The following is an 11,617-nucleotide window of genomic DNA, read 5'->3' on the forward strand; positions in this document are numbered from 1 at the left end:
CCGGTGATTGTAACTTGCTTCAGCCTGCAAATAAACTTTGTCACTCAAGCGGTAGTTGTGGCCCATGCCTCCGGAATAGCCGAGCCGAAGATTCGCGTCTTCATAGTTTGAAAATGTCATATTGCCGCCGGACACGCTATACCAGGTGTTCATGGGAAACCTTACGCCCTTTCTCCTCGCCCAGTCCTCATAAATGAGAAAAGGCCCGATGCTCGCGCCAATCAAAGTGCCTCGCATGATGTTAACATGTTCGCCGTTGTAGGTTTGTGAATTGCCCATGAGTACTCCAATCACAGCACCGCTGAAGCCGCCCAGAATCACACCGATAAAAATGCTGGAGGCCTTGTCAATTACGGTAAACTTGTGTTCGGGCTTATCGTTGTGCACAGTTTGCGCTTGCATGGGCAGCGCGGCGAATGCGCCCAGAAGAAGCGCAATGAACAATAAATGATGATTTTTCATTTTCATCACTGTTCTTTTGGTTAGTACCTGAATTTTGCCCCGTGATCGTTGTTACCATCGCCTGCGATTTCAATCGCAGGCGATGACATGTAAACCGTCTGAAGAAGGTTCTCGCACAACACGTTAGAGTCGCATTCATGGCTTAAATGAGTGAACCACGGATGGACACGGATTGGCACAGATGTTAATTAGTACCCTGGACAATTGTACATACTTTTCAAAAAGGAAATGGTTCAAGCCGCGGCCAGAATTCTTGATGGGAACCACTGCAATCCGTGCCGATCCGTGCAAATCCGTGGCTAATTAAAAACCACTTTGCAGATTACGCCAGTCTGGCAATTTTTGAGAGAGCCACAGATGGACACGGATGTGCACGGATTTCGTGTTTTGCCATCATTCGGAGCTTACCAAAAATCACTGAGCGGAAAACACCAGCCTCTTGCGCTTGCCTTGTTGCGCCGGTTGCCCCAAATTTGTCCTTGCAAAATTCGATTAAACGTTTATTTTACGATTCAACGAACGCTTAATCGTTGGAGTCAGTCATGTTTCACGACAACGGCCATGCGGTTTGCGAGATTGAATATGTCGACCAAGCCCATGTGCAGAAAGCCGCCAAAAAGATCGCCAACCACCGCCGCATTGCCAAGCTTGCGGAAATCTTCAAAGTCTTGAGCGACCCCATGCGTCTCAAGATCATTCTGGCGATGCAGAGAACCGAGCTGTGCGTCTGTGATCTCGCCAGCTTGCTGGGCGTCACCCGGCCGGCAATTTCGCATCATCTGCGCTTTCTGCGCGAGGTGCGGCTGGTCAAATTTCGCCGCGCCGGCAAGATGGCGTACTACTCGCTCGATGACGAGCATATCGAGCGCCTCATCAAAGTCGCAACCGGGCACGTGGCGGAAACGGAACGCGCTTCTGCAAGAGACAAATTTCAAAAAGTCAAAGTCGCAAAGGTTTAAGCCGATGGACAAAAACAAGAACACGCTCACTCACGAAGAAATCACGGTTGCCGGTGTGCACTGCGCCGGTTGCGCGCGCACGATCGAATCGGCGGTCACGCAAATGCCGGGCGTCGATACCGTTGCCGTCAACTTCGCAAACGGCAAGGTCAAAGTCAGCTACGATGAAAACCGGCAAAATCTGGCGCGCATTAAAGAACGCATTGAAAGCGCGGGTTTTCAGGTTAAACATGAACATCGTCGCGCGGAGCACGAGGCCAAGGCCCCGTTTTGGCGAACGCCGGAGGTTGTGGCTGTGGCCATTTCCGGCGTGTTGCTGGGAATCGGATTGCTGGTCAATTTCTTGGTACGCGATTCCTACTTTTATGTTTTGGATTTCAAGTTTCATATTTCCGCGCCGATTCTTCTGCTGGCTTTGTTCTCCGGCGCCTGGCATTTCGCGCCTAAAGGCTTGCGCGCGGTGCGCACCATGGCGCTGGACATCAATTTTCTCATGACCATCGCCATCGTCGGTGCAATTTTGATTGAAGAATATGTCGAGGCGGCCAGTCTGGCGTTTTTGTATTCTCTGGCAGAATTGCTGGAAGGGTACGCGGTTGAACGCGCGCGCCGCTCGCTCAAAATGCTCACGCAAATTGCGCCGGCGCAGGCCATCATCAAGCGCAATGGCCGCGAGCATGAGATTGATGTGCACGAAGTGAAGGTGGGCGAAATCATGCTCGCGCGCCCGGGCGAACGTATTGCGCTGGATGGCGTGGTGGTGGCCGGGCAATCGAGCGTCAATCAATCGCCCATTACCGGCGAGTCGATCCCGATCGACAAACATCTGGGCGATGAGGTTTATGCCGGCAGCATCAACGAACAGGGCTATCTCGAAATTCGCATCACCAAACCTGCGAAAGATACCACGCTGTCACGCATCATTGAAATGGTGGAAGAGGCTGAGGGCCAAAAAGCGCCGAGCGCAAAATTTGTCGATCGCTTCGCGCGTTATTACACGCCCGCGGTGGTGTTCGTCGCCGGTTTGATTGCCATTGTGCCGCCGCTGTTTTTCAATGCGAATTTTCACATTTGGTTTGAGAAAGCGCTTACGCTGCTGGTGATTTCGTGTCCTTGCGCGCTGGTGATCTCAACGCCCGTGGCCGTGATCTCCGCCATCACCAGCGCCGCGCGCAACGGCGTGCTCATCAAAGGCGGCGTGCATTTGGAAAACATGGCACAAGTGCAGGCGATTGCATTCGATAAAACCGGCACACTGACCAGCGGTAAGCTGGTGGTGACTGACGTGATTTCGCTGAACGGCATGACGCGCGAAGAAGTTTTGCGTCTTGCTGCCTCGCTCGAACAACGCAGCGAACATCCCATCGCGCAGGCCATCATGCATGCTGCCGGAGAGACCCCACTGCATTTGGTTGCAGGGTTCAAGAGCTCGGCGGGACGGGGTTTGCAAGGCCGTGTCAATGGCGATGAATATCGCATCGGCACGGCGGAGATGTTTGCCGAAGAAAACGTCGTTTTTCCGCACGCACAGTTGCAGTCCTTGCAAGCAGAGGGAAAGACGACGATGCTCCTTGGCAACCGTCACGAAATTGTGGGCATCATTGCCGTTGCTGATCGGTTGCGCGACAATACGCGCAACGTGATTGATGACATTCACCGGCTTGGCCTGAAGACGGCGATGTTATCGGGAGACAATCAAGGCACGGCGCGGGCGATGGCACAGCGCGCCGGGATTACACATTTGCACGCCGGGCTGCTGCCGGGTGCCAAAGTCGGCGAGATCAAAAAGCTGCAAGCGCAACACGGCAAAGTCGCGATGGTGGGCGATGGCATCAATGACGCGCCGGCGCTGGCGATTGCGGACGTCGGCATTGCCATGGGCGCAGCCGGCAGCGACGCCGCACTCGAAACCGCAGACATTGCTTTGATGGGCGACGATTTGAGCAAACTGCCTTACCTCATCACGCTCAGCCGCAACGCGCGCACCATCATCAAACAAAACGTGTGGACCGCGCTGCTGTTGAAACTCGCGCTGGGCTTCGCTGTGTTTCCCGGCTGGACCACGTTGGTGATTGCCGTTCTCTGCGGAGACATGGGCGCTTCGCTGGCGGTGATCGGCAATGCCATGCGGCTGGCGAGGTTCAAGCCGAGTACATCCCGTCAAGTGTGAGCTTGATTTACGGAAATGGTTGCTGTTGTTCATGGCGCACTGCGGCTGTCATTCTCTCGCCACACGCGCAACACATTCCCGCCATTAATTTTGAAAATATCTTCTTCCGAATAGCCCAATTGCAGTAACGCCTCCGTGATTTTGGGATAGGCACTCACATCCTCCAGGCCTCGCGGGACTTCATCGACCCCGTCGAAATCACTGCCCAAGCCGACATGATCGATGCCAATCAGTTTCACGGCATAATCGATATGCTTGATCACGTCTTGCAGGCTTTGTTTGCGGCGGCGGTAATCATCGCTCAAAAACATCGAACCGAAATTGAAGCACACCACGCCGCCGTTTTTTTTCATGCCGAGCAGCATCTCGTCCGACAGGTTGCGCCCAAATGAACGGAATGTGCGCAGGCTCGAATGTGAAGCAATTACCGGCAATTGTGAGAGCTGCAACACTTGCCAAAAGGCTTGATCCGAAGCATGCGAAACGTCGATCATGATGCCGAGACGATTCATCTCCGCCACGACTTGTTTGCCGAACGCGCTCAAGCCGCGATGGGTGTGCCGCCTGTCATACGACGAATCACAAATCTGATTATCTTGATTGTGGCAGAGGGTAATATAGCGAATACCTTGCTGATAGAATTGCCGCAAGCGGGTAAGATCGTTTCCAATCGGCGTGCCGTTTTCCAGGCTCATGATCACGGCGTGTTTGCCGGCTTTGCTGATGCGCAACACCTCATCAGGAGAATAGGCGAACTCCGCCAGCTTCGGATGGGCTGTGACAATACGATTGAGCATCTTGATCAATCGCTGCGCCTCGTTGAAGGCGCCGTTCGGTTGTGCGTTGAAACGATTCGAAACAAAAATCGCAAAGAAAGAAGCATCCAGGCCGCCTTCCTGGGCGCGAATGAAATCAAAGTGGCCCGAGGAACGTCGTTGGGAAAGGTCAGAAGTGGAGCCGGTTCTGGTCAAATGATAGAGAACATCGATGTGGGCGTCGATCACCAGCGATTTCGCATGGATGATCGACGCACGTTTGGTTGTACTCCCCGCACTGGGTCGCGTTTGCTGCGCCGGGACAACACTGGCAATGAAAAGGCTGAGAAGGACGGCCCGGATGATCATCTGAGGCGAATCAAGTCTCCGGTGGGAGTGATGAGCATGAGTTTGGCAAAATCGTCGCGCACCAGCAGGGCTTGCAGATTGGCGCGCCGGGTGCGGGTGAGATAAGCTTCGCAAGAATCCTCGTTGGCATTGTGCCGGATGAAAACGAATGCGGTATCGCTCGCAATGCGATTGAAATGAACCGTGAATTCATGCACTCGGCAGCCGCCGCTGTACGAAACTGCCGTACGCAACACCTCGCCGTCGAGCGCGGTGGAATCTGCGTGCAACGTGTAGCCGTCGCCGAAATCCAGCTCATACGCCAGAGGATCGAATGGCATCAACTTTTCGCCTACGGTGAAATTTTCCGAAATGACATGAGCCACACGTGTGCTGTCGTTTTCAGGATGAACCTGCAACAACAGCCGGAAGGTACCGGATAATTTTTCATAATTCAACCAGTATCCGTGCAGGTCGGCGCCCGGTGCAATCGTGAATCGCCGCACGCCCTTTGTTTTTGTTGCACGATGAATCCGCTGCCTTGCGCCGCGAGCAGCCAATCACCGCCCATGCCATCGGCGCCGGTTGCCGTGAACGAATATGAACTCGGATTGCTCAGTTGAAAGTTGACGGCTTCATCGCTTGCGAACACAGGCTTGTCGATCTGCAATTTCAAATTCATGCCTGAAAGCCTGAAACCGTGCTGCTCGAACACCGGCAAATCCTGCTGATTGATTTGCAGGAAAGCGCCATAGCCTGTCGGACACGAGCAGGCGGCGCAAACAGCGTCAGCTATTGCCTCTTTGCGATAATCGCCAAAATCCGCACCGCGCTTGAGGAAGTACATGCGCAAAATATCGCGTTCACGTTCATGTGGATATTGTGAGGGATCATTGCCATGCTCTTGCAACCATTCGTGTTGCCAGGGATTGGTGAGGCATTGCAGTGGCATGATTTCCACCCAGATTTGTGCACCGAGGCGCGCAAATGGCTGGTTGAGTTGGGCCTCCACCGGTCCGGTGGCAGTGTGATCACAAGCCGTGAACAGAATCAGGATCAACACAGCGGCGGCGTGAGCATGGCGTTTCATGAATTGTCTCATATCTTGACCTGGGTTATGCTTCACAGCATGACATGACGGTGAAATTTTCGGGACGCAACAAATAGACGAAGGCGCCTAATTTTGTCAAAGAGACAATATTATTGAACCACTGCAAGCTTGCGCGTTTGCGCGAAGCTGCCCGCCGTCAATTTGTAAAAATAAACGCCGCTGGGCACGTGTTCGCCGCGCCGATCGCGGCCGTTCCAGGTGACGACATAATCTCCCGGGCCTTGCCGGCGCTGCACCAGCGTGTTGAGCGCGCGGCCGAGGATATCGTAAATTGTCAATGTCACTTGCGTCTCCCGCGGCAGACGATAGTGAATTGAAGTTGTGCTCAAGAACGATTCAGCGCTGGCCGGTGCAAACGGGTTAGGATAGTTTTGCATCAACTCGAACGTTTGTGGTGACGAAGGCGAAATGGGATCATCAACACCCGTCGGGACGTTCTCGCCGTTGATGATGGCGCTGGCCAGGGGATATTCAATCACAGCAAAGCCCAGCAGCTCGCGCTTCACCGGGCCGAGGTTCGGTGCATACCATTCGATCCAATCATTGTCCGCGCCGAAAAATTTAAAGTAGAAACGATAGCACGGAAAAAAACGCCCGGCGCCGACTTCGACGGTATCAGTCGTGCTTTCCAGCGTTACCGTCCATTCGGCCAGACGTTTGGGGCCGTAAACGTGCCAACTCTCGCCAATTTTTGCGCCGAATTTGAGCCAGACTTGCTCCTCATTCTCGTGACGTACGATTAACTCTAACGAATCATTCATGCGCAGCAGAGGGCGGGAGAATTCGCGGAATTGATCGAATCGGTAATAAAGATATCCGTCGGCGCGAACGGTGTCGATGATGGTTTCCGTCGTCGTGCCCGGAAAGTTTGAGCCGAAGGTCCATGAGTTGCCCAATGCCAAAGGCAGATATGAAACCGAATCCAGGTACTTCAAATCTTCGGAAGCATAAACGGCCGGCCGTGTGCGGGTGCAGAGGTTCGTGGATAAAAACTCCTTGTCAAACTGATGGGCGTAGATGAGGTAGGTTTCCCCGACCACGAAATCATAGCCGCAAGAGGCTTCGCTGAATGCAGTGAAAAGCGTGTCGGCCTGCTCTTTATTGCCTTTCCAGATTTTTGCAACTTCGATATGTGCACGCCGCTGATGTTCCGGCACGAGTTCTTCAAATGAAATTATTTTCCCGAGAAAAACGGCGTCAGCCTCGGCAAAGGCCTGCGCCGGCGGTCGCAGTGGAAGACAGGTGCATGCGGCTGACTCCTTTGCTCCGATAAAAGAAAAAAACACCAGTACGGCAAAAACGGATAACATTCTTGCAAACATGAATTCTCCTCAGGAATGAGGTTCGGTATAATGATGTTGGTTTTTGGACTTTTTCATGCTTTTGCCGCTGCCATTCAGTTGGGAATCCTGTGACGTCTTGAGAACGCAAGGCTAATTGAATGCGAGCCGAGTACTTCACAAGAACGCAACTCAAATGGATTGCGAGCCGAGTACTTCACAAGATTCCTTCTGAATGACATGCAATGGTTTCTGCTTTGGCTAAACGTTGCAGTGCTAAACAATTTGCTAATGTCTCAATCCGCGATAAACGCGAATTCGATGATTGGCGCACATTCGCGTCGATTCGCGGTTGCAGAACATGCGGTGTTATTGCAAGTATTCCATTTTTCCAATGAACAAAATGGTTTGCGAATGGCTGTCGCGAATGGCAAACAAGAACGGCCGATCTATCCGGAGGTAAGGCGGGGCGGAGACGACGCCGATGCCCACGGAAGTGGCTGCCGCGGCCTCAGTGCCCTCTTCATTAACTTCGACAAATGTCTTGTGTTTCACTTCGCTGATCAATACTCCGCCGGGTTGATACATTGCGCTAAAATTCGCAGCCTCGGTAAAAGCGATTGCCATCCCCATTTTTTTTAAAATTTCGTTCAACATCATATCGAATGTCAACTTGAATCTGGGCATGGCCAGCGCCAATTCCTGTTGCGTAAAGCCGTTCATCCAAGCCGCCCAATTCTCCGGACTGAAAGCCGAAATCAGTGAATCCAGCGAGACGCCGCGATGCGGCAGCAGAACCGTCATGCTGAAACCGGCATCGCCGTAGGGCAGATCGATCGCTTGAAAAGCCTGATTGGAATAAAAGCGGTGCAGGCCGGCTTTTTGGTGCATCATTTTGCAGGCTTGCTGCGCTCCGCTTGCGGTAGTGAACCAGTCGTCTTTGGTTTGCGCGGGATCGAATTGATACGTCCACGTGCCCTTGAAATAAATGGCATTGATGAGAAACATCACATGCTCGGGCTTGATTTCATTGATGATCTGCGGGATGCGGCCGCGGGTGTTGTCGTTCACCCAGGCGTTGATGAGATTGAGCGTGCCGGGCGCGTTGAAGTCAACGCCGCTGACCTGCGCGTTGAAATAAGTTTGGTTGCGCTCGATGAAATCCTGCTCAAAAGCCATCTCCTGGCGGTGCCAAATCGAGTTGGCGATTTGAAATTCCACCCGCGGGTCGAGTTGCATGAGCAGCGCGATCAAACTCTGATAGGATTGATTGATTTCCTCCTGCGACAAACCGGCCAGCTCCAACGTGTTTTGCATGGCTTCGTAAGTTTCGCCGCTCGCGCCGTTCAAGGTCATGCCCAAGGCCATGGCCACACTCAACGGCGAGATGAAAACGTTCTCATTTTTTCGCTGTTGCGCGACTTCACGAAAGAGCTTCAAGCCGAAGCTATTGTCCGAAGCGACCAGTTGTTTTTCGAACGAGGTCAGCTCGCGGAAGCTGCGGTTGTCCGGCGCGACGACATTGTGTTCGCATCGGACGAGCAGCAGGCTGACGCCGAGTAGAGCGACAATATTGTGCGGTTTGATTTTCATATTTTCCTCAGTGGTTGTTTTCGATCATGGCAGAGGATCGCCGCCCTCGCCGGCGAATTCAACCCGAGCGGCGTGACCATAAGCGCGCAGGGGGTTACGATGCTGGTATCGCAAGCCGTGACGAACAGCAATCCCAAAACGAAACCCCATTTCATAATCCGCCTCACGATTTGAGATGCGTGGCGGCTGGTATATTGTCGCCTTGATTATTTGCCTTTGGCATGCCACAATCATGTCGATCCGGTCTTGCAAGGTGTTTGGCGCTGTGCTGGATACTTCACAAGATCCCGTCGGGATGACAAGTTGAGGTACTCATCGACATTGACATGGCGATACCTCAAGTATCCGGAGAATTGGCAATCACCTTTAAGCCAGTCATCCCGTGAAAATACGGCACGAGTCATTCATGTGTTTCTGCTGGAAGTGATCGCCGGATGTTCCGAATCGAGAATTCGGGCGAGTAAATTGTTTCCCGGCGCTCGCATTGTGCTCCGCTGATCGGCTTGCCCTCGTCACAAGCGAAATACAAGTGGGCAGCGAAGCGATGGGTGCCGCGCAAATACTTCGCAGGCCAGTCAAGCGTATAGCTACTATCCGCCGGAATCTTCACAGCAAAGCCTTCCCAGAAGCATTCGATCAGCGGGGCTTGTGCCCAGCCGGTGTCAGCCTTTGTGCCAATCTGCAACTGGCTGCAGCCTTCCAAAAACAGCGGCGCATCACTGTTATTGAGTAACTCAACGCGCACCGTTTCATCGGCGGTGTAAACGATTTTGTCAACCGTCAAGATGATTTCTTCCGACTGAAGTTGCTTTGCCAGCGAGTTGCTTTCTTCGTTGGACACTGGCGATTCATTTTGACAGCTTGTTAAGACGAAGCCGAGCACAAGCCCGGCGCAAGAGACGATTTTCATCGCGGATTTCTCCAATTGGGTTATATGCTAAACAACACTGCAAATTGCCAGGTTTCCAAATCCGTCGGCGAAGCGCCCAAGCCCACGTCGATGCGCACCGGTTTGGCGGGTTGAAAGCTCACGCCGGCGCGAAAATTCAAGGACGCTTCACTGCGGCGCACCGGCACAGCGCGGTAGCGATCGACCCGCTCTGGCGGATTCTGCGAGGTGGAACCATCGGGCCGGATGACGATGGTGGAATCGGTGCGATACCAAATGTCGATAGTCTCTTCGGATTTGAGCTGGAGATATTGTTTGATGGCAGCCACATGCACAGACCAGCTTTGCCCAATGCCGAAAGTCATGGCCACCGGCAGCGCCAACCGCGTCGTTTGGGTTCTTTTGTCAAGGCGCAACGTTTTGTCTTCGATGCCGATGGTGGTTTCTGCCGGATACCACGGCGTGGAATTCACTTGCCGGCTCGCGCGGTAGACTTGTGCATCTTCATACATCAGGGTTTTGTTCTCATCATGCTCGAGGTGCACCGCGACAGTGGCTTCACTGTTTTTATACATGGGAATTACCAAACCGGCGCTGCCGCTTTTGCGCGTGCCGTTTTCCGCGCCCGCGCCAACACGATTATCCGTGAATTTCGAGTTGTAGATCGGCTCGTAAATCAGGCTGTCGGGATAATTGCGGAAACGATAGCGATGATAGCTGGTGTCGGCCACCGCACCGCTGTTGGTCAAATCGATATCGGATTTTTGATATTCCAGGCGGAAGCGGAAGGCGATGTTGTTTTCCGAGGGCAATTCGCCGTGAATGCCGGCGAAGCGCGTGGTGCCTTCGTGCCGCCAGCGGCTGGCGCTGGCGTGTGAATAGAAAGAACGGCTGAAGTAGTCGGATTGCGTTTCTTGTCCGTAGCTGTAAAAGCTGCTGTCGCGGTCGCCGGCGGTTTGATCGTGATGGCCGGAGATGCGGCCGCCAAAAACGCCAATCTGCCGCGTGTCCGACAACGTGAGCAGCGCGCCGGCGCTGAACTCGTTTTGCCGTAATGTCGAACCGGCGTCTTTCTCGTTGAGATAGCGCGATTGATAGGAATAATTGAAGTCGTCGCTATAGTCATTGAAACGTACGTAATCACCGGAAATGTCCGTCATGGTGCGGCTCACTTTTGCGCCGGCTGAGAAGAATTTGGTGAGTTTAAATGAAAGATAGGCTTCCATCATGTGCGCGGTTTCGGTTTTCTCGTCAAGCCCGTCTTGTTTGATGTTCGGTTCGATTTCCGGGAAGCGGCTGCTTTCGTCCGTGCGCACGCCAAAGGCATCATAGGCGCCATAGTACCAATAGGGAACATATTCATAAAACGTTCCGGAATGATGGATCAGCTCATAGCTGAGGGCGTATTTCAATCCCGGCAGATATTTCGCAGCAACGTCGCCGAGATAGATTGCCGAGAGCAGCGGTTCGAGTTTGCGCTCAGCGGGCCGGGCATAATAGGGCGGCGCGAAGTAAGAGTTGTCGTAGTAGTAAAGCGGATAAACGCGGTACTTGGGCGCTTTGGGCTTTTCCGCACTGCCCTTGAGATCGAGATAAAGACGGCTGCCCTCCAGGGAAGAAAGCGTTGCCGGTTGAAAGGAAAATTCGCTCAAATAATCCGGCAGCACGCCCAGCAATCCCGGGTCGATGTTCTTCAAATTCAGAGAAAGAACGCGATGCGGCCGCAAAAAATAATCGCGGGAATCAAAGCCCTTTTCCAAAACATAATCATTCCAATATTGCGCCTGTAAAGAAAGCGGGCTGAGCAAAAAACCGGCAATTAACAAAAAGCGTTTCATCTCTGACCTCCGGAAGAAAAACCTGAGTTCGATTTGAAGGGGCCTATCATTTGTCTACACTAATGTTCACATTGTCTTGGCGCAAGCGAGTACGAGAACGAAGCGCAGCGACACTTACAGCGTTTTTCATTTGGATGAACAGAGTTTGTAGTCCCCGCCCCTTGTGGGCGGCTGTTGAAGCCATGAAATTCGCGGTTGCAACAATGCCCCAC

10 protein-coding genes are annotated in these 11,617 nt (G+C 53.1%); 2 read left to right on the forward strand and 8 right to left on the reverse strand.

Going from position 1 to position 11,617, the window contains the following annotated elements:
- Window positions 1-462, reverse strand: a 462-nt coding sequence (locus tag FBQ85_24875) for a hypothetical protein (protein ID MDL1878366.1), incomplete at its 3' end; no start/stop codon positions are given.
- 542 nt (window positions 463-1,004) lie between these two features.
- On the opposite strand from FBQ85_24875, the gene FBQ85_24880 reads away from it, so the two are divergent.
- Window positions 1,005-1,421 (forward strand): helix-turn-helix transcriptional regulator, encoded by a 417-nt coding sequence (locus FBQ85_24880; protein MDL1878367.1) that lies wholly within the window; start codon window positions 1,005-1,007, stop codon window positions 1,419-1,421.
- Entirely contained in the window at window positions 1,312-3,591 is a 2,280-nt protein-coding gene (gene cadA / locus FBQ85_24885; GenBank protein MDL1878368.1) for a cadmium-translocating P-type ATPase, read from the forward strand. The genes FBQ85_24880 and cadA overlap by 110 nt, the downstream gene beginning before the upstream one ends.
- Before the next feature lie 29 nt (window positions 3,592-3,620).
- On the opposite strand, the gene FBQ85_24890 is transcribed toward cadA, so the two are convergent.
- From FBQ85_24890 to FBQ85_24920, 7 genes are all read right to left on the reverse strand, one after another.
- Window positions 3,621-4,715 (reverse strand): membrane dipeptidase, encoded by a 1,095-nt coding sequence (locus tag FBQ85_24890; GenBank protein MDL1878369.1) that lies wholly within the window; start codon window positions 4,713-4,715, stop codon window positions 3,621-3,623.
- A complete protein-coding gene (locus tag FBQ85_24895; protein ID MDL1878370.1) occupies window positions 4,712-5,200 on the reverse strand; it encodes a hypothetical protein in 489 nt (162 codons plus the stop codon). The genes FBQ85_24890 and FBQ85_24895 overlap by 4 nt, the downstream gene beginning before the upstream one ends.
- Window positions 5,149-5,784, reverse strand: a complete 636-nt coding sequence (locus FBQ85_24900; GenBank protein MDL1878371.1) for a hypothetical protein — start codon at window positions 5,782-5,784, stop codon at window positions 5,149-5,151. Before FBQ85_24900 ends, FBQ85_24895 begins: the two co-directional genes overlap by 52 nt.
- Window positions 5,785-5,894: 110 nt before the next feature.
- Complete coding sequence (locus FBQ85_24905) at window positions 5,895-7,127, reverse strand: T9SS type A sorting domain-containing protein (protein ID MDL1878372.1); 1,233 nt, start codon at window positions 7,125-7,127, stop codon at window positions 5,895-5,897.
- Window positions 7,128-7,454: 327 nt separating this feature from the next.
- On the reverse strand, window positions 7,455-8,678 hold the full coding sequence (locus tag FBQ85_24910; GenBank protein MDL1878373.1) for a serpin family protein: 1,224 nt from the start codon (window positions 8,676-8,678) through the stop codon (window positions 7,455-7,457).
- Between the two features lie 400 nt (window positions 8,679-9,078).
- A complete protein-coding gene (locus FBQ85_24915; protein ID MDL1878374.1) occupies window positions 9,079-9,588 on the reverse strand; it encodes a hypothetical protein in 510 nt (169 codons plus the stop codon).
- 20 nt (window positions 9,589-9,608) lie between these two features.
- Window positions 9,609-11,405, reverse strand: a complete 1,797-nt coding sequence (locus FBQ85_24920) for a hypothetical protein (protein ID MDL1878375.1) — start codon at window positions 11,403-11,405, stop codon at window positions 9,609-9,611.
- Window positions 11,406-11,617 lie beyond the last annotated feature (212 nt).

The sequence above is a fragment of the Cytophagia bacterium CHB2 genome, from assembly GCA_030263535.1.
Classification (GTDB): Bacteria; Zhuqueibacterota; Zhuqueibacteria; order Zhuqueibacterales; family Zhuqueibacteraceae; genus Coneutiohabitans.

Coding starts and splice junctions, on each gene's coding strand:
- FBQ85_24900 (MDL1878371.1), bottom strand. CDS start 5,784: ATGAAACGCCATGCTCACGCCGCCGCTGTGTTGATCCTGATTCTGTTC.
- FBQ85_24880 (MDL1878367.1), top strand. CDS start 1,005: ATGTTTCACGACAACGGCCATGCGGTTTGCGAGATTGAATATGTCGAC.
- FBQ85_24890 (MDL1878369.1), bottom strand. CDS start 4,715: ATGATCATCCGGGCCGTCCTTCTCAGCCTTTTCATTGCCAGTGTTGTC.
- FBQ85_24905 (MDL1878372.1), bottom strand. CDS start 7,127: ATGTTTGCAAGAATGTTATCCGTTTTTGCCGTACTGGTGTTTTTTTCT.
- FBQ85_24920 (MDL1878375.1), bottom strand. CDS start 11,405: ATGAAACGCTTTTTGTTAATTGCCGGTTTTTTGCTCAGCCCGCTTTCT.
- FBQ85_24910 (MDL1878373.1), bottom strand. CDS start 8,678: ATGAAAATCAAACCGCACAATATTGTCGCTCTACTCGGCGTCAGCCTG.
- cadA (MDL1878368.1), top strand. CDS start 1,312: ATGACGAGCATATCGAGCGCCTCATCAAAGTCGCAACCGGGCACGTGG.
- FBQ85_24915 (MDL1878374.1), bottom strand. CDS start 9,588: ATGAAAATCGTCTCTTGCGCCGGGCTTGTGCTCGGCTTCGTCTTAACA.